Raw genomic sequence first — 18,634 nt, 5'->3', positions numbered from 1 at the left:
CGTTCGTCTCATTGATTGCCTATGGGCCTTGGACCCGGGCACATGCAATGAGTTTACCGCTGGCGAGGCCTAGCGACGAGGCACGGAGCGGGTGCGGCCACTGCCATCGATGGCAACGAAGACGAAGACCGCTTCGGTCACCTTGCGCCATTCGCTGGACAGCGGATCGTCGCTCCAGACTTCGACCATCATCTGAATCGAGCTACGACCGATTTCCAGGGTTTGGGTATAGAACGAAAGCTGTGCGCCCACGGCTACCGGGACCAGAAAGGCCATGCGATCGATGGCTACCGTGGCCACTCGCCCGCCCGCGACACGGCTGGCCATGGCGGTACCGGCCAGGTCCATCTGGGCGACCAGCCAGCCGCCAAAAATGTCACCAAAACCATTGGTCTCACGAGGGAGTGCGGTGATCTGCAAGGCCAGGTCGCCTTGCGGGATTGGATCTTCTTGTTCGAGCTCAATCATGCGATGGGGCCTCTGACCCGTGACGCTTTCGTTGGTGTGGCGCAAAGGCCGGGTAAACGATTCAGCTGGAAACATACTACGCCGATTTCGTTTCACTGGGCGGCCGTAGGGAAACTCTGCGAAACCGCCTGACATGCAGACCGGCGTTTTCGCACAACATCCCACGCTAGGAGCAACCTTTTCCTACGAATGCTCAGTATATAGAGCATAACGGCCAGCGACGACCGCGCTTTCATGAATATCTGTATGGTTTTTGTATCGCTTTCGGCGTGGCTCGGCAATTTGCTATCTTCGCTCGTCTACCAATCCAGAAGTCGCACGCCAAGCGGCCTGCATGACCTACAAGAGAAAGATCGATGACCTCCGTGCCGAGCAGTATCGAGCAGCCTTCGCGGCCGCTGACCCGCAGCGACTACAAGACTCTTTCACTGTCCGCGCTGGGCGGTGCCCTGGAGTTCTACGACTTCATCATCTTCGTGTTCTTCGCCACGGTGGTCGGCAAGCTGTTTTTCCCGGCCGACATGCCTGAATGGCTGCGCCTGATGCAAACCTTCGGCATCTTCGCCGCCGGCTACCTGGCGCGGCCGCTGGGCGGCATCGTCATGGCGCACTTCGGCGACCTGCTTGGGCGCAAGAAGATGTTTACCCTGAGCATTTTCATGATGGCGCTGCCGACCTTGATCATGGGCCTGCTGCCGACCTACGCGCAGATTGGCCTGTGGGCGCCTGTGCTGCTGTTGCTGATGCGCGTGATCCAGGGCGCGGCGATTGGTGGTGAGGTGCCGGGTGCCTGGGTGTTCGTCTCCGAGCACGTACCGGCGCGCAACACGGGCTACGCCTGCGGCACCCTGACTGCTGGCCTGACCTCGGGCATTTTGCTCGGGTCGCTGGTGGCGACCCTGATCAACAGCGTTTATACCCCCGGTGAAGTTGCCGATTACGCCTGGCGTATCCCGTTCTTGCTGGGCGGTGTGTTCGGCTTGTTCTCGGTCTACCTGCGCCGCTGGTTGCACGAAACCCCGGTGTTCGCCGAGATGCAGCAACGCAAGGCCCTGGCCGAAGAGTTGCCGCTGCGTGCGGTGCTGCGTGACCACCGTGGCGCGATCGTCCTGTCGATGCTGCTGACCTGGCTGCTGTCGGCCGGCATCGTGGTGGTGATCCTGATGACCCCGGCGCTGTTGCAGAGCTTCTACCAGATCAGCCCGACCGACTCGCTCAAGGCCAACAGCCTCGCCATCGTCCTGCTCAGCTTCGGCTGCATCGTTGCGGGCAGCCTGGCCGACCGCTTTGGCGCCGGGCGCGTGTTCATCGTCGGCAGCCTGCTGCTGCTGGCCAGCTCCTGGACCTTCTACCACAGCCTGCCGACCCGCCCCGACCTGCTGTTTCCGCTGTATGCGCTGACCGGTTTGTGCGTGGGTATCGTCGGTGCCGTGCCTTATGTGATGGTCAAGGCGTTCCCGCCGGTGGTGCGCTTCAGCGGCCTGTCGTTCTCCTACAACTTGGCTTACGCCATCTTCGGCGGGTTGACGCCGATGGTGGTGACCGCACTGCTGAAGGTCAGCCCGATGGCGCCGGCTTATTATGTGGCGGGGCTGTGTGCCGTCGGTCTGCTCGTGGGCCTTTATCTGTTCGCCAAGAAGCGCTGATCGGCTGGCTTCAATTGGCGCCTCGCGGGCGTGCCTGCGAAGAGACCTGACCTATTAACCCACGCCTCTGCAACATCTTGAAAAGGCCATCCCGGGCGACCGGTGATGGCCTTTCATCCAATTGTCACATTGAAGTCATATCGTATTCATGCGGCCTGCAGATACTTGGGCCCGATCCATCCAACACCCCAAATATTCCTGCTAGGAGCAAGGCATGAAACTGAAGCGTTTGATGGCGGCCCTTACCTTTGCCGCCGCTGGCGTTGCCACCGCCAATGCGGTAGCCGCTGTCGACCCAGCAATCCCGACCTACACCAAGACCACCGGTGTTTCGGGCAACCTCTCCAGCGTCGGTTCGGACACCCTCGCCAACCTGATGACTCTGTGGGCCGAGGCCTACAAGAAGGAATATCCGAACGTAAACATCCAGATCCAGGCCGCCGGCTCCTCCACCGCGCCACCCGCGCTGACCGAAGGCACCGCCAACCTGGGCCCGATGAGCCGCAAGATGAAGGACGTCGAGCTGCAGGCCTTCGAGCAGAAGTACGGCTACAAGCCGACTGCCATCCCGGTCGCCGTTGACGCCCTGGCTGTATTCGTCCACAAGGACAACCCGATCAAGGGCCTGACCATGGCTCAGGTCGATGCGATCTTCTCGTCCACTCGCCTGTGCGGCGCCAAGGCCGATGTCAAAACCTGGGGCGACCTGGGCGTGACCGGCGACCTGGCCAACAAGCCAGTGCAGCTGTTCGGCCGTAACTCGGTATCGGGCACCTACGGCTACTTCAAGGAAGAAGCCCTGTGCAAAGGCGACTTCAAGCCTAACGTCAACGAACAGCCTGGCTCGGCTTCGGTCGTGCAGTCGATCAGCTCCTCGCTGAACGGCATCGGCTACTCGGGCATCGGCTACAAGACCGCCAGCGTCAAGACCGTACCCCTGGCCAAGAAAGACGGCGGCGAGTTCATCGAAGACAACGAAGAAAACGCCCTGAACGGCAAGTACCCGCTGTCCCGCTTCCTGTACGTCTACGTCAACAAAGCCCCGAACAAGCCTCTGGCCCCGCTGGACGCCGAGTTCATCAAGCTGGTGCTGTCGCAAGCTGGCCAGCAGGTCGTGGTGAAGGATGGCTACATCCCGCTGCCGGCCAAAGTGGTCGACAAGACCCTGGCTGACCTGGGCCTGTCCCACGCCGGTAACGTCGCAAAGAAGTAAGTAACTGAGGAAGCGGCCGGTGCCGATGCCCCGGCCTCTTCCACGAATTCTCAGTCCGAAGCCAGGAGCCCTGAGCGTCGGGCTTTCTTGCGTCACTGCATTGTCATGTTTTTGTCATACGGGACCGCTAGGGTGTGCGCATGAATGATCTGGCCAACTCCACCATGACCCAAAATTCCCAACCCGTGCGGATTGATTTCAATACGCCCGAGTTGCAACGCAAGCGCCGCATACGTGCGCTCAAGGACCGCCTGACCCGCTGGTATGTACTGGTGGGCGGGCTTGCCGTATTGGCGGCAATTACCCTGATTTTCTTCTACCTGGCCTACGTGGTGGTGCCGCTGTTCCAGGGCGCCGAGCTGACCAGCAAGAAGGCCCTGCAGCCAACCTGGCTGCAACAGGATGCCGGCAAGCCGCTGATGATCGCGCTTGAAGAGCAAAACCTGGTGGGCATGCGGGTTTCCGACAAGGGGCAGGCACTGTTCTTCGACACCAAGACCGGTGCCGAGCTGCAGCGCGTCGACCTGCCGCTGCCGGCCGGTACCCAGGTAAGTTCGATCAGCACCGATCAGCCGGGTAGCCCGCTGGTTGTGCTGGGTCTGTCCAACGGTCAGGCGTTGGTGTTCCACCACACCTACAAGATCACCTACCCGGACAACAAGAAGACCATCACCCCAGGCATCGACTACCCCTACGGCAAGGACGCGTTCGTGCTTGACGACGAGGGTCGCGCCCTGGAGCACGTGAGTGTCAACGTCAACGGCGAAACCCTGCTGCTGGCGGGTTCCACCGGTTCGCACCTGCAGGTCACCCAGTTGACCCGCGAAGAGAACATGATGACCGGCGAGGTCACCAGCGAGCAGAACCGTATCGACCTGCCGCAGATGACCGAGCCGGTCAAGGCCATCTATGTCGACCCGCGTCAGCAATGGCTGTACGTGGTCAACGGCCGTGCCACCGCCGACGTCTTCAACCTGCGTGACAAAAGCCTCAACGGCCGCTACAAGCTGCTGGAAGATGGCAATGCCGAGATCACTGCCAGCGGCCAGCTGGTTGGCGGTATCTCGCTGATCTTCGGTGACTCCAAAGGTGGCTTGAACCAGTGGTTCATGGCCCGTGATCCCGATGGCGAGTCGCGTTTCAAGTTGATCCGCAGCTTCCAGATGGCCAATGCGCCGATCGTCCAGATCGATGCCGAAGAGCGCCGCAAGGGCTTCATCGCCCTGGACGCCGAAGGCAAGCTTGGTGTGTTCCACAGCACCGCGCACCGCACCCTGTTGGTCGAGCCGGCAGCAGAAGGCGCTGGCATCCTGGCCCTGTCGCCGCGTGCCAACCGCATCATCATCGAAGAAGGCGGCAAGCTGTTGCCGCTGAGCCTGAAGAACCCGCACCCGGAAGTCTCCTTCAGCGCGCTGTGGGGCAAGGTCTGGTACGAGAACTATGACGAGCCCAAGTACGTCTGGCAGTCGACCGCTTCCAACACCGACTTCGAGCCCAAGCTGAGCCTGTCGCCGCTGACCTTCGGTACCCTGAAGGCTGCGTTCTACGCGATGATCCTGGCAGCCCCGCTGGCCATTGCCGCCGCCATCTACACCGCCTACTTCATGGCCCCTGGCATGCGCCGCAAGGTCAAGCCGGTGATCGAATTGATGGAAGCGATGCCGACGGTGATCCTCGGCTTCTTCGCCGGCCTGTTCCTGGCGCCGTACCTGGAAGGCCACCTGCCCGGTGTGTTCAGCCTGTTCCTGCTGATGCCGTTTGGCATCCTGCTGGCTGGCTTCGTCTGGAGCCGCCTGCCGGAGTCGATCCGCCTGCGCGTGCCGGATGGCTGGGAAGCGGCGATCCTGATCCCGGTGATCCTGTTCACCGGCTGGTTCGCCCTGACCATGAGCCCTTACCTGGAAACCTGGTTCTTCGGCGGCGACATGCGCCTGTGGATCTCCAATGACCTGGGCATCACCTACGACCAGCGCAACGCTCTGGTAGTCGGTATCGCCATGGGCTTTGCGGTCATCCCGAACATCTACTCGATTGCCGAAGACGCCGTGTTCAGCGTGCCACGCAGCCTGACCCTGGGCTCCCTGGCCCTGGGTGCAACGCCGTGGCAGACCCTGACCCGCGTGGTCATCCTCACCGCCAGCCCCGGTATCTTCTCGGCGCTGATGATCGGCATGGGCCGAGCGGTGGGCGAGACCATGATCGTGCTCATGGCCACCGGCAACACCCCGGTGATGGAGATGAACCTGTTCGAAGGCATGCGCACCCTGGCCGCCAACGTGGCGGTGGAGATGCCGGAGTCGGAAGTCGGTGGCAGCCACTATCGCGTGCTGTTCCTGGCGGCTCTCGTACTGCTGATGTTCACCTTCATCATGAACACCTTGGCCGAGCTGATTCGCCAGCGTCTGCGCAAGAAATACTCGTCGCTTTGATAGAAAGGTAGAGATCCGTGAAAAAGGATTCCCTCAAAGGCTGGTTCAAGAGCGGCGCCCCAGGTGTCTGGATCAGCGGTGGCGCGGTTGCCATGGCGGTGATCATGACCATCGGTCTGCTGTCGGTCATCGCCGTGCGCGGCCTGGGCCACTTCTGGCCGGCCGACCTGGTCCAGGCCACCTACAAGGTGCCGGGCCAGGCTGATCACATCGTCGTCGGCGAAGTGGTGCAAAAAGAAGAAGTGCCCCGTGCCCGCCTCAAAGGTGCCGGCTTGCCGGTACCTGAGCAAGGCCCGGAGTTCATGACCCGTGAGCTGATCAAGGTCGGTAACCGCGACCTCAACGGCAGCGACTTCACCTGGGTAGTGGGCGACTGGCTGGTCGACGAACAACGCCCGGCCGACCTGATGGCGCTGGAGCGCCGCGAGTGGGGCAACTTCTACGGCTACCTGGTCAGCGTCAAGGAAGAAGGCCGCGTGGTTGCCGAAGGCCCTGCCGCCTGGAACGAACTGCAGGCCCGCCTCAAGCGCGCCAACCAGCTCAACGGCGAGCTGCAGCAACTTGAGAAGAAAGACATCGGCGCCATCAACCATGGCCTTGAGCGCCTGCGTCTGCACAGCCGCAAGCTGGAACTGAACGGCAAGCTCGACGCCGCCGCCCAGGCCGACATGGACGCCGAACGGGCCGAGTTGAACAGCCGCTACAAAGCCATCGAAGACCGCCTCAGCGGCCTGCATCAGGCGTTCTCCCGTGACAGCCTGGTGGCCCGCGACGGCAATGGCCGCGAAGTGGAGATCAACCTGAGCAAGGTGGTGCACGCCATCCAGCCGAACGGCATGTCCGGCTTGACCAAGATGGGCACCTACTTCGCCAAGGTCTGGGAGTTCCTCAGCGACGACCCGCGTGAAGCCAACACCGAGGGCGGTATTTTCCCGGCTATCTTCGGTACCGTGATGATGACCCTGATCATGGCCGTGATCGTGACCCCGTTCGGCGTGCTGGCTGCAGTCTACCTGCGCGAATACGCCAAACAGGGCCCGGTGACCCGCCTGATCCGCATCGCGGTGAACAACCTGGCGGGTGTACCGGCGATCGTCTACGGCGTATTTGGCCTGGGCTTCTTCGTCTATGTACTGGGCGGCTCGATCGACCGGTTGTTCTTCCCCGAGTCACTGCCGGCACCGACCCTGGGTACCCCGGGCCTGCTGTGGGCCTCGCTGACCCTGGCGCTGCTGGCGGTGCCGGTGGTGATCGTGGCCACCGAAGAAGGTCTGGCGCGTATTCCACGCACCGTGCGTGAGGGCTCCCTGGCCCTGGGCGCGACCAAGGCCGAGACCCTGTGGAAGATTGTTTTGCCGATGGCCAGCCCGGCCATGATGACCGGCATGATCCTCGCCGTGGCCCGCGCCGCGGGTGAAGTGGCGCCGCTGATGCTGGTGGGTGTGGTGAAGCTGGCACCGTCGTTGCCACTCGATGGCAACTACCCGTACCTGCACCTGGACCAGAAGATCATGCACCTGGGCTTCCACATCTATGATGTCGGCTTCCAGAGCCCTAACGTCGAGGCCGCACGGCCGCTGGTGTACGCCACCGCGCTGCTGCTGGTGCTGGTGATCGCCACCCTCAACCTCTCGGCGGTGTGGATCCGTAACCACCTGCGCGAGAAGTACAAGGCCCTCGACCACTGATCCTGATGACAAGCGTGCCGCCTGCCAGCCGGGCGGCCCTTTGAAACGAATTGATAGCGTATGGAGTTGACCATGCAGCACGAATCCCATACCCACGGCATCGACATGGCTGCCCTGGGCCGCGACAAGCAGAGCCTGCGCCTGGCCGAAGAGACCGTGGCCATTGAAGTACCGGGCCTGAGCCTGTTCTACGGCGACAAGCAAGCCTTGTTCGACGTCAGCATGAATATCCCCAAGCAGCGCGTGACCGCCTTCATCGGCCCGTCCGGCTGCGGCAAGTCGACCCTGCTGCGTACCTTCAATCGCATGAACGACCTGGTTGACGGTTGCCGCGTCGATGGCGCCATCAACCTGTATGGCACCAACATCTACCGCAAGGGCGAGGACGTGGCCGAGCTGCGCCGTCGCGTGGGCATGGTGTTCCAGAAGCCGAACCCGTTCCCCAAGACCATTTACGAGAACGTCGTCTACGGCCTGCGCATTCAGGGCATCAACAAAAAGCGCACCCTCGACGAAGCGGTCGAATGGGCACTGAAGGGCGCGGCCCTGTGGGACGAGGTCAAAGACCGCCTGCACGATTCGGCCCTGGGCCTGTCCGGTGGCCAGCAGCAGCGTCTGGTGATTGCCCGTACCATCGCCGTGGAGCCAGAAGTATTGCTGCTCGACGAACCGTGCTCGGCACTGGACCCGATCTCGACGCTGAAGGTCGAAGAGCTGATCTACGAATTGAAATCCAAGTACACCATCGTCATCGTGACCCACAACATGCAACAGGCGGCGCGCGTCTCGGACTACACCGCGTTCATGTACATGGGCAAACTGGTCGAATTCGGGGATACCGATACCCTGTTCACCAACCCGGCGAAGAAGCAGACCGAAGATTACATCACCGGTCGCTACGGCTAGTCGGTCTGCCAGCCGCAGGCCCGGGGCCAAGGGATAACACGAACGACTTGAAGCTTGCGGCTTGAGGCTTGCAGCTTTTTCGCGGAGCGAAACGATGATCAACAAAGAAAGCCTTACGCATCACATCTCCCAGCAGTTCAACGCCGAGCTCGAAGAGGTGCGCAGCCACCTCCTGGCCATGGGCGGCCTGGTCGAGAAACAGGTCAACGACGCGGTTACCGCGCTGATCGAGGCCGACTCGGGCCTGGCCCAGCAAGTGCGCGAGGTCGATGAGCAGATCAACCAGATGGAGCGCAACATCGACGAGGAATGCGTACGCATCCTCGCCCGCCGCCAGCCAGCGGCGTCCGACCTGCGGCTGATCATCAGCATCTCCAAGTCGGTGATCGACCTGGAGCGCATCGGCGACGAGTCGACCAAGATCGCCCGCCGTGCCATCCAGCTGTGCGAAGAAGGCGAGTCGCCACGCGGCTATGTCGAAGTGCGCCACATCGGCGACCAGGTGCGCAACATGGTCCGTGATGCGCTGGACGCCTTTGCCCGCTTCGATGCCGACCTGGCGCTGTCGGTGGCGCAGTACGACAAGACCATCGACCGCGAGTACAAGACCGCCCTGCGCGAGCTGGTGACCTACATGATGGAAGACCCGCGTTCGATCTCGCGGGTGTTGAGCGTCATCTGGGCCCTGCGTTCGCTGGAGCGTATCGGTGACCACGCGCGCAACATTTCCGAGCTGGTGATCTACCTGGTGCGCGGCACCGACGTGCGCCACCTGGGCCTCAAGCGCATGAAAGAAGAAGTGCAGGGCACCGCCGGCATCGATGCTGAAACCGCTAATGTTCCGGCTGAACCGGACGATAAATAGTACTGCTCCCGAGCATCAACGCCCGGCCTAGGCCGGGCGTTTTCGTTTGCGGTCGAGCAGCCACCAGGCACCCGCGAACGGTGTGAAGAAGTCCCGCTACACGCGCAGTTATGGCAAGTAGCCATTACTTGCCGGTAGGCTAGTCGGGATTCAAGAGGAGTATCGATGAGTAAAGTCAATGTACTGGTCGTGGATGACGCCCCGTTCATCCGTGATCTGGTCAGGAAGTGCCTGCGCAATGCCTTTCCGGGCATGGTCATCGACGATGCGGTCAACGGTCGCAAGGCCATGGCCATGTTGGGCAAGGAGCCGTTCGATCTGGTCCTGTGCGACTGGGAAATGCCGGAGATGTCGGGCCTGGAGCTGCTCAGCTGGTGCCGTCAGCAGCCTGCGCTGAAGAGCCTGCAGTTCATCATGGTGACCAGCCGTGGCGACAAGGAGAACGTGATCCAGGCCATCCAGGCCGGTGTTTCCGACTTCGTCGGCAAGCCGTTCACCAATGAGCAGCTGTTGACCAAGGTGAAGAAGGCCCTGACCAAGATCGGCAAGCTCGACAGCCTGATGGCCACTGGGCCTGCGCGGGTGAATTCGGCGTTTGCCAACGATTCGCTGAGTGCGCTGACTGGCGGCAAGCCTGAAGCCGCCAAGGTCGCGGCGCCCGCTGCCGCGCCGGTCAAGCCGTTGCTCAATGCACCGGTACCGCCCGCTGCCGCCCCCTCTGGCCGTGGCCAAGGCCAGTTGCGCCTGTCCAGCGGGCCACAGCCTTGCGTGATCAAGGCGTTGAGCCTGAAGGAAGCGTTGCTGGTGGTCCGTCGCAGTGAGGCGTTGCCGCAAGTGCTGGAGGGCGCGGTACTGGACCTGGAGCAAGGCGAAAACGCCGAAGTCGCGCGCCTGAACGGTTACTTGCATGCCGTTGCGGCGCTGGAGCCCAAGCCAGACAGCGACTGGCTGCAACTGACGTTCAAGTTCGTCGATCAGGATGCGCAGAAGCTCGACTACCTGTCGCGGCTGATTGCCCGCGGCACGGCGCAGAAACACTTCACACCTGGCGCCTGATAGTCAGCCAGGCGCGGTTCCTGTAGAAGCAGCACAAGGCTGCTTCTACAGGATGCGTACTCACCATCCGACCAACTGTCATATCCCCCGCTAAACCGGCTGCTAGGCTTCGACAGATCATAACTGTCAAAAAGCCACTATCATGCCCGCCCGCCTGCTGCTGTTTTGTGCATTGCTCATGGCCTCGGCGTCGAGCCTGGGCGTGACCCTCTACAAGATCACCGATGCCTCCGGGGTGGTCTCTTATTCCGATCGGCCAGGCCCAGGCGCCAAGCCCTTGGTGTTGCGCGAGCCGATGGTCGAGCAGCAGGATGGCCAGGTGCGCCTGAACGCGAAAACCTTCGACGGTGGTGTGAGCTTCTCTGCACGCAATGAGCTGCACGTGGCGGTGGAAGTCGAGTTACACCTGGACAAGCTGATCAACGCGCAGGGCGGCGATGCGCCGCGTATCGTGCGCAGATTGCTGCCGGCGCATTCAACGCAAATGCTCAGCGTGCTCAGGGGCAGGCCCGGCACCATGCTTGGTTACCGCTCGACGCTGCTGCAAGCCATGGGTGATCCAGGGCAGCGGCCGCTGGGTTTTCGCTACGCCTTCCCGTGGCTTGGCGGGCCGTTTCGGGTGAGCCAGGGGCCCAATGGCCGCTTCAGCCATTTTGGCCCCAAAGGGCGCTACGCCATGGATATCGCCATGCCCGAAGGCACGACCATCATCGCGGCACGCGAAGGCGTGGTGGTGAGGGCAGAGAACAACCAGACCGGACGCGGCAGCAACCCATCGGGCAATTTCGTCAGGATTTTACACGCGGACGGCACCATGGGCGTGTATCTGCACCTGATGCGCGGTTCGGTGGTGGTGGGCGAGGGGCAACGCGTGAAGCAGGGGCAGGTGCTGGCCAAGTCGGGCAACACCGGCAACAGCAGCGGGCCGCACCTGCATTTTGTGGTGCAGCGCAACGTGGGGTTGGCGCTGGAGTCGATTCCGTATCAATTCGACCGGCCGATCAGCGGGCTGCCTGACTTTACCGCAGGCAACCCCTGAACGATGGGGCACAGGGTCAATCCAGCTTCAGCACCTTGGCCAGCACGATCTTCGGCCCTTTCATCTTCTTGATGATGATGCGCAGGCCTTCGACTTCCAGCACTTCCTCTTCCTCAGGAACGCGCTTGAGCGTTTCATAGACCAACCCAGCCAGGGTTTCTGCCTCGATGTGGTCCAGGTCGATACCCAGCAGGCGCTCGACCTTGAACAGCGGCGTGTCACCGCGCACCAGCAGCTTGCCCGGCTGGTAGGCGAGGATGCCGCGCTCGGTCTTGCGGTGTTCATCCTGAATGTCGCCGACCAGCACTTCCAGCACGTCTTCCATGGTCAGGTAGCCGATCACCTTGCCATCGGCTTCCTCGACCAGCACGAAATGCGCGCCACCCTTGCGGAACTGCTCAAGCAATTGCGACAGCGGCATATGCCGGGAAACCCGCTCCAACGGCCGGGCCAGGTCTTCGAGGTCGATGGTCTCGGGCAGGTGGTCGAGTTCGGCCAGCTCCAGCAACAAGTCCTTGATGTGCAGCAAGCCGGTGAACTCTTCGCGCTCGGCGTCGTAGACCGGGTAACGGCTGAACTTGTGGCGGCGCAGCAGTGCCAGGATCTGCTTCAGCGGGGCGTGCGCGTCGATGCTGACCATGTCCTCGCGGGAGTTGGCCCAGTCGACCACTTCCAGCTCGCCCATCTCCACCGCCGAGGCCAGCACGCGCATGCCCTGGTCGCTCGGGTCCTGGCCGCGGCTGGAGTGCAGGATCAGCTTGAGCTCTTCGCGGCTGTAGTGATGCTCGTGGTGCGGGCCAGGCTCGCCCTGGCCGGCAATGCGCAGGATGGTGTTGGCGCTGGCATTGAGCAGGTAGATGGCCGGGTACATCGCCCAGTAGAACAGGTACAGCGGCACTGCGGTCCACAGCGACAGCAGCTCGGGTTTGCGGATCGCCCACGACTTGGGTGCCAGCTCACCGACCACGATGTGCAGGTAAGAGATGACGAAGAAGGCGACGAAGAACGAAATGCCTTTGATCAGCTCCGGCGTGTCCACGCCCATATAGGCCAGCAGCGGCTCCAGCAGGTGGGCGAAGGCCGGCTCACCGACCCAGCCCAGGCCTAGGGAGGCGAGGGTGATGCCCAGCTGGCAGGCGGACAGGTAGGCGTCGAGCTGGTTGTGCACCTTGCGCAGGATGCTGCCACGCCAGCCGTGCAGTTCGGCGATGGAGTCGACGCGGGTTGAGCGCAGCTTGACCATGGCGAACTCGGCGGCAACGAAGAAGCCGTTGAGCAGCACCAGGAGCAAGGCAAAGATGATCATGCCGAAATCGGCGAATAACGAGGTGAGGCTGATACCAGGGGAAGGGTCCATGATGGATTTTTTACGGGGTCCGTCTTTGAGAAATGGAGAAAAAAAGTGCCAGCACAGGCTGGCACAGGGGATCCAATGTAGCGGTTGAAGCTGCAAAAGCAAAGGGTGATGGCTTTGAAGGGGCTGCTGCGCAGCCTTCTCAACCCTTGCCGTTAGCCAATTGTGTCGGCGCAAAATGGCAGGTGAAGGTACTCCCATGCCCCGGCACACTGCTGATCTCCAAGCGCCCGCGATGGCGCAGCAGCACGTGCTTGACGATCGCCAGGCCCAACCCCGTCCCCCCGGTATTGGACGCCCGGCTGGAATCGACCCGGTAGAACCGCTCGGTCAATCGCGGCAAATGCTTGGCATCGATGCCAATACCCGAGTCCTGCACGCTCAGGTGCGCACCCTGGGCATCGGCCCACCAGCGGATACGGATGCTGCCAGCGTCCGGGGTGTATTTGACCGCGTTGAACACCAGGTTGGAGAACGCACTGCGCAGTTCTGCTTCACTGCCCTTTAAGCACACGCCGGGCGCAGCTTCCAGGCTGATGCGCTGGTTGCGCGGCCCGGACAGCGCCTGGGCGTCGCCCTTGATCGATTGCAGCAGGGCATCAACGGGCACCGGCAGGTTGTCGGACGGGTAGTCGGTGGCTTCCAGCTTGGCCAGCAGCAACAGGTCGTTGAGCAGGGTTTGCATGCGTGAACCTTGCTGGCTCATCTGCTGCAGGGCCCGGGTCCAGCGCGGGTTCACGTCCTCGACGTTGTCGAGCAAGGTTTCCAGGTAGCCGGTAATCACCGTCAGCGGCGTACGCAGCTCGTGGGAAACGTTGGCGACGAAGTCTTTGCGCATCTGTTCGAGCTGGTGGATGCGGGTAACGTCGCGCACCAGCATCAGGTGCTCGTTGTTGCCGTAGCGGGTGATGTGCAACTGCACGCGCAGGCGGTCATTGATCGGCGAGGGGATTTCCAGCGGTTCGACGTAGTTCTCCGCTTCGAAGTACTCCTTGAAGCGAGGGTGGCGTACCAGGTTGGTCACCTGCTGGCCGCCGTCTTGCGGGGTCTTGAAACCCAGCAGGGTTTCGGCGGCGCGGTTCCACCATTCCAGGTTGCCGTCGCTGTCGAGCATGATCACCGCGTCGCGCAGCGCAGCGGTGGACTCCTGCACCCGGTCGATCACCGCCTGCAGGCGACCGCGCACGCGTTGGTCGCGACGTTGCAGGTGATAGATGCTGTCGAACACTTCGCCCCACAGGCCGTAGCCGTCCGGGGGGGCCTCGTCGGGTTGATGATTGCGCAGCCAGTCATGCAGGCGCAGCAGCTGCTTGAGGGTCCAACCCAGGTACAGTGCCAGGCCGATGGCCAGGCTCCAGCCGTAGTAACCGCTGACCAGCCCGCCGACCAGGCAGACAGTGATCAGCAGCAGCAGGTGGCGAATCAGGGTCGCGTGCCAGTTCTGGTTCAATTGACGGTCCTTGTACAACGACGTGCAGCCAGGCGTGCAGGCGTGTCAGCTCTTGGTCGAGAAGCGGTAGCCCGTGCCCCGGACGGTTTGTACCAGATTTTCGTAGGCTTCACCCAGCGCCTTGCGCAGGCGGCGGATGTGCACGTCGACGGTACGCTCCTCGACATAGACGTTGCCGCCCCAAACCTGGTCGAGCAGCTGGCCACGGGTGTAGGCGCGCTCCTGGTGGGTCATGAAGAACTGCAGCAGGCGGTATTCGGTGGGGCCCATCTCGGCGGGCTTGCCGTCAATGGTCACGCGGTGGCTGATCGGGTCAAGCAGCAGGCCGCCGACTTCGATTGGCGCCTCGCTGTCGCTCGGGCCGGTGCGACGCAGCACGGCTTTCAGGCGGGCGACCAGTTCGCGGGGCGAGAACGGCTTGGTGATGTAGTCATCGGCGCCCACCTCCAGGCCCTGGATCTTGTTGTCCTCTTCACCCTTGGCGGTGAGCATGATGATCGGGATATCCCCGGTCAACTCGTCACGCTTGAGGCGGCGGGCCAGTTCGATGCCTGAGGTGCCCGGGAGCATCCAGTCGAGCAGGATCAGGTCAGGCTTGCGGTCGACGATGATCGCGTGGGCCTGCTGGGAGTTCTCCGCTTCCAGGCAGTCGTAGCCGGCCATTTCCAATGCAACGGCGATCATCTCGCGAATAGGCGCTTCGTCGTCGACGATCAGAATGTTCCTGCCAACCATGCTCAAAACCTCTCCTGGAAAATCGTGTCTGGCCCGCATTAGATAACGGAATTATTGCAGCTGTGTGACAGGACATTGGCTGTTCTGGCGACATTCCATGACTGAACTAGGCTTCAAGGGGCCGCTGCGGCGGCAATCCGAACTCATTTCCCCCGTAACAATGGTGAATCCAATGACACGACATACGCTGAGCTGGATGGCCCTTTTCGCTGCGCTGGCGCTTCCGGGGGTGGCCTCAGCCCACCATGCGATGGAAAAGAACGGCATGTGGGTCGATCATGCCGGCATGACGCTGTACACCTTTGACAAAGACGCCGGTGGCAAGTCGATGTGCAATGGCGAGTGTGCGACCAACTGGCCGCCATTGAAGGTGATGGATGGTGAAAAGGCCGATGGCAAGTGGACGCAGATCAAGCGTGACGACGGCTCGATGCAGTGGGCCTATGACGGCAAGCCGCTGTACACCTTCATCAAGGACAAGAAGGCCGGCGACACGACCGGTGACGGCATGAAAGACGTCTGGCACGTCGCCAAGCCTTGAGATAGGCGGGGCCGCTTCCACATTGATCGGCGTATGCAGGACCATGTGGGAGCGGCCTTGTGCCGCGATGGGCTGCAAAGCAGCCCCAGAAGAGTCAGCGCAATGCGTAATCCAGTACCACCCCAATAAACACCAGCAACCCCGCCCAGTGATTGTGCAAAAACGCCTTGAAGCATGACTCCCGGTCAAGCTTGCGCGTCGACCAGAACTCCCAGGCAAAGCACAAGGCAGCCCCCAGCAGCCCCAGATGGAACCAGCCGCCCAGCTCGAAGCGGCTGCCCGCCAGCAGCAGGCAACCCAACGACAGCAACTGCAAGGTCAGGATGATGGCCCGGTCGGCCTCGCCGAACAGGATGGCGGTCGATTTAACACCAATCTTCAGGTCATCGTCCCGGTCGACCATGGCGTAGTAGGTGTCATAGCCCACGGTCCACAGCAGGTTGGCGATGTACAGCAGCCAGGCACTGGCCGGCAGTTCGCCCCCGGCAGCAGTGAAGGCCATGGGAATCCCCCAGGAGTACGCGGCGCCCAGCACCACCTGCGGGTAATAGGTGTAGCGCTTCATGAAGGGGTAGCAGAACGCCAGGGCGACCGCGCCAAACGACAGCCAGACAGTCCGGCTGTTGGTGCACAGCACCAGCAGGAAGCTCACCCCGACCAGGATCGCGAACAGCGCCAGTGCCTCGCGGGGTTTGACCCGGCCGCTGGCCAAGGGGCGGTCGGCGGTGCGTTTGACGTGGCCATCGACCTTGCGGTCGGCGAAGTCATTGATGCAGCAGCCGGCGGCGCGCATCAGCACCACGCCAAGGCCGAAAATCAGCACGTTGGCCACGGTCGGCGACCCTTGCCCGGCAATCCACACGGCCGACAGGGTCGGCCACAGCAGCAGGTAGATACCGATGGGGCGGTCCATGCGGGTGAGCTGAACAAAGTCCCAGGCGCGCGGGTGCAGGCGGTTGAGCGACTTGAGCAGTTGCAGGTACATCAGCGGTTTTCCTCCTTGGCCGCTTGCCACAATGCTGGCAGGAATACCTCGGCCACCAGCAGGTCCAGGCCGTCCCGCTCGAAGCGTGAGCGTCGGCCCCACAGCGCATCATGCTGGGCCTCTGCCGGCAACCAGGCCTGTGGATAACGGCACACTTCGAGCGGGTGGCGAATGAACGCCTGATCACAGAACAGCAACTCGCCCAGCGAGCGGCTGCCCAGGGTTTCGAGGTCCAGGCCGCCGCGCTCAAGGGCACTGCGGCTGGCCACGCTGCGGGCGAACACCCAGGGTTGGCCATGGCCACGCAGGTACACCTCGCGTACCCAGCCTTGCGCCCCAGGCGCGATGCCCAGGGCCAGGCACTCGTCATCGCGCAGGGGCTGCCAGCCTTCCAGCAGCGGGGTGACGGAAAAGTGGTCATGGGACAGGTGGGTCAGGCGGCGCGTCAGCGAGCCCTCGTCGAACAGCCAGTCCAGGGTCGGCTGGTCGATGTCGGTCGCCAGCTGTGAATACGGCAGCCACGCGACAGCGGCTGCTTGCGGGGATTCGTACGACACGTCGGTATGCTTGTTACAGCCAGAGAGGCGGCGAGCTTAGCATGATTGCCCCGACTGCTTGCATACTGCTGGCAGGGCCAGTAAAAAGCCCCCAAAGATTGCGCGGCGGACCCTTTGCGGGCCATCAGCAGCAACATCAAGCCCGAGCCTGAAACGAGGAATCCGCACCCATGAAAAAATGGCAATGTATTGTCTGTGGCCTGATCTACGACGAAGCCGAAGGCTGGCCCGACGACGGCATCACCCCCGGCACCCGGTGGGAAGACGTGCCTGAAGACTGGCTGTGCCCTGACTGCGGCGTTGGCAAGAGCGACTTCGAAATGATCGCCATCGGCTGATCGCAACCCTGTTCCCACTGAGGAAAGCACGACATGACGTCCCCTGTAGTCATCATCGGTACTGGCCTGGCCGGCTACAACCTGGCCCGTGAATTTCGCAAGCTCGATGGCGAGACGCCGCTGCTGTTGATTACCGCCGACGATGGTCGTTCCTACTCCAAGCCCATGCTCTCCATGGGTTTTGCCAAGCTCAAGGATGCCGATGGGTTGTGCATGGCCGAGCCAGGCGCGATGGCCGAGCAGCTCAAAGCGGAAATCCGCACCCACACCCGCATCAGCGGCATCGACCCCGGCCACAAGCGCTTATGGATCGGCGAAGAAGCCGTGGCCTATCGCGACCTGGTGCTGGCCTGGGGCGCCCAGACCGTGCAGGTGCCGATCGAGGGCGACGCTGGCGGGCAGGTCTTCCCGATCAACGACCTGGAGGACTACGCACGCTTTCGCGCCGCCGCTGCCGGCAAGCAGCGCGTGCTGATTCTGGGCGCCGGGCTGATCGGCTGCGAATTTGCCAATGACCTGAGCCTGGGCGGGTTCCAGGTCGATGTGGTGGCCCCTTGCGAACAGGTCATGCCGACCCTGTTGCATCCCGCTGCCGCCGCTGCCGTGCAGGCCGGGCTCGAAGGCCTGGGCGTGCGCTTTCACCTGGGCCCCGTGTTGACGCGTCTGCAGCGTACGGCACAGGGCCTTGAAGCGCACCTGTCCGACGGCAGCGTGATCGCCTGTGACCTGGTGGTTTCAGCCATCGGCTTGCGCCCCCGCACCGATCTGGCCGCTGCCGCCGGCCTGCAGATCAACCGCGGCGTGGCAGTGGACCGCCAGTTGCGCACCTCCCACAGCAATATCTACGCCCTTGGCGACTGTGCCGAGGTCGATGGCATCAACTTGCTTTATGTGATGCCGCTGATGAGCTGCGCCCGGGCCTTGGCGCAGACCCTGGCCGGCAACCCCACGGCCGTCAGCTACGGGCCGATGCCGATCACCGTGAAGACGCCTGCGTGTCCGCTGGTTGTATCGCCGCCACCGCACGGGCATGACGGCGACTGGCAGGTAGAAGGGCAGGGCAGCGACCTCAAGGTGCTCTGTCACGATGCCGACGGCAAGCTGCTGGGCTATGCCCTGACCGGTGCGGCTGTAATGGAAAAGCTGGCCCTGAATCGTCAACTACCCCCGGTAATGGCGTAAATAGAGGGCGTTCTGTCGGATTTATCCTGTTGTTGCTCGCACAATGGCCGCCCTGATACTGGCGCGGCCTCGGTGGGCGTGCCATTCTCACTCCCGTCTGCCGCAGATTAGAGCCTGCGGTGCCTTGAGCGCTGCTCCCAGAGGCAGCACGGCATAACAACAAGAAATTCCGTCAATGAGGC

General features: G+C 62.5%; 17 protein-coding genes. 11 read left to right on the top strand and 6 right to left on the bottom strand.

The genetic code is table 11. The features are described from left to right. Positions 1–69: 69 nt before the first annotated feature. Complete coding sequence (locus tag ACSSU5_RS10370) at positions 70–468, bottom strand: acyl-CoA thioesterase (protein WP_003253317.1); 399 nt, start codon at positions 466–468, stop codon at positions 70–72. 356 nt (positions 469–824) lie between these two features. Here ACSSU5_RS10370 and ACSSU5_RS10365 point away from each other — a divergent pair, with 356 nt between their 5' ends. From ACSSU5_RS10365 to ACSSU5_RS10330, 8 genes are all read left to right on the top strand, one after another. After that, positions 825–2,114 carry an MFS transporter gene (locus ACSSU5_RS10365; protein WP_264310986.1) on the top strand — a complete coding sequence of 430 codons (1,290 nt, stop codon included), beginning with the start codon at positions 825–827 and terminating at the stop codon, positions 2,112–2,114. A 214-nt stretch (positions 2,115–2,328) separates the two neighbouring features. After that, entirely contained in the window at positions 2,329–3,327 is a 999-nt protein-coding gene (locus ACSSU5_RS10360; protein ID WP_264310987.1) for a phosphate ABC transporter substrate-binding protein PstS, read from the top strand. Positions 3,328–3,467: 140 nt separating this feature from the next. Further along, entirely contained in the window at positions 3,468–5,756 is a 2,289-nt protein-coding gene (locus ACSSU5_RS10355) for an ABC transporter permease subunit (RefSeq protein WP_492561105.1), read from the top strand. Positions 5,757–5,773: 17 nt separating this feature from the next. After that, a complete protein-coding gene (gene pstA, locus ACSSU5_RS10350; protein ID WP_264310989.1) occupies positions 5,774–7,444 on the top strand; it encodes a phosphate ABC transporter permease PstA in 1,671 nt (556 codons plus the stop codon). 72 nt (positions 7,445–7,516) lie between these two features. Next, entirely contained in the window at positions 7,517–8,350 is an 834-nt protein-coding gene (pstB, locus tag ACSSU5_RS10345; RefSeq protein WP_264310990.1) for a phosphate ABC transporter ATP-binding protein PstB, read from the top strand. 94 nt (positions 8,351–8,444) lie between these two features. After that, a complete protein-coding gene (gene phoU / locus ACSSU5_RS10340) occupies positions 8,445–9,215 on the top strand; it encodes a phosphate signaling complex protein PhoU (RefSeq protein WP_264310991.1) in 771 nt (256 codons plus the stop codon). Between the two features lie 165 nt (positions 9,216–9,380). Next, complete coding sequence (locus ACSSU5_RS10335) at positions 9,381–10,271, top strand: response regulator (protein WP_264310992.1); 891 nt, start codon at positions 9,381–9,383, stop codon at positions 10,269–10,271. Between the two features lie 142 nt (positions 10,272–10,413). Continuing rightward, positions 10,414–11,310: a peptidoglycan DD-metalloendopeptidase family protein gene (locus tag ACSSU5_RS10330; RefSeq protein WP_264310993.1), complete on the top strand. Its 897-nt coding sequence runs from the start codon at positions 10,414–10,416 to the stop codon at positions 11,308–11,310. Positions 11,311–11,326: 16 nt separating this feature from the next. Here the strand turns inward: ACSSU5_RS10330 and ACSSU5_RS10325 are convergent, their stop codons facing one another. From ACSSU5_RS10325 to phoB, 3 genes are all read right to left on the bottom strand, one after another. Next, the gene (locus ACSSU5_RS10325; protein ID WP_027592132.1) at positions 11,327–12,667 is read right to left on the bottom strand and encodes a hemolysin family protein; all 1,341 of its coding nucleotides are present in this window, start codon (positions 12,665–12,667) and stop codon (positions 11,327–11,329) included. A gap of 139 nt (positions 12,668–12,806) precedes the next feature. Continuing rightward, positions 12,807–14,114 carry a phosphate regulon sensor histidine kinase PhoR gene (gene phoR, locus ACSSU5_RS10320; RefSeq protein ID WP_264310995.1) on the bottom strand — a complete coding sequence of 436 codons (1,308 nt, stop codon included), beginning with the start codon at positions 14,112–14,114 and terminating at the stop codon, positions 12,807–12,809. Positions 14,115–14,159: 45 nt separating this feature from the next. Further along, the gene (phoB, locus tag ACSSU5_RS10315; protein ID WP_003253341.1) at positions 14,160–14,849 is read right to left on the bottom strand and encodes a phosphate regulon transcriptional regulator PhoB; all 690 of its coding nucleotides are present in this window, start codon (positions 14,847–14,849) and stop codon (positions 14,160–14,162) included. Between the two features lie 172 nt (positions 14,850–15,021). Here phoB and ACSSU5_RS10310 point away from each other — a divergent pair, with 172 nt between their 5' ends. Then, the gene (locus tag ACSSU5_RS10310; protein WP_264310996.1) at positions 15,022–15,390 is read left to right on the top strand and encodes a COG4315 family predicted lipoprotein; all 369 of its coding nucleotides are present in this window, start codon (positions 15,022–15,024) and stop codon (positions 15,388–15,390) included. Between the two features lie 94 nt (positions 15,391–15,484). Here ACSSU5_RS10310 and ubiA read toward each other — a convergent pair whose 3' ends face one another. Continuing rightward, positions 15,485–16,375, bottom strand: coding sequence for a 4-hydroxybenzoate octaprenyltransferase (gene ubiA / locus ACSSU5_RS10305; RefSeq protein WP_264310997.1), 891 nt, complete (start codon positions 16,373–16,375; stop codon positions 15,485–15,487). After that, positions 16,375–16,932, bottom strand: a complete 558-nt coding sequence (locus ACSSU5_RS10300) for a chorismate--pyruvate lyase family protein (protein ID WP_264310998.1) — start codon at positions 16,930–16,932, stop codon at positions 16,375–16,377. The genes ubiA and ACSSU5_RS10300 overlap by 1 nt, the downstream gene beginning before the upstream one ends. A 170-nt stretch (positions 16,933–17,102) precedes the next feature. Here ACSSU5_RS10300 and ACSSU5_RS10295 point away from each other — a divergent pair, with 170 nt between their 5' ends. Together ACSSU5_RS10295 and ACSSU5_RS10290 are read left to right on the top strand one after the other, a co-directional pair. Then, complete coding sequence (locus ACSSU5_RS10295) at positions 17,103–17,270, top strand: rubredoxin (RefSeq protein ID WP_264310999.1); 168 nt, start codon at positions 17,103–17,105, stop codon at positions 17,268–17,270. A 33-nt stretch (positions 17,271–17,303) separates the two neighbouring features. After that, positions 17,304–18,452, top strand: a complete 1,149-nt coding sequence (locus tag ACSSU5_RS10290; protein WP_264311000.1) for an NAD(P)/FAD-dependent oxidoreductase — start codon at positions 17,304–17,306, stop codon at positions 18,450–18,452. Positions 18,453–18,634: the final 182 nt, after the last annotated feature.

The sequence above is a fragment of the Pseudomonas sp. E1MeOHC2 genome (assembly GCF_058745025.1).
This window is presented reverse-complemented; position numbering and strand designations above follow the sequence as displayed.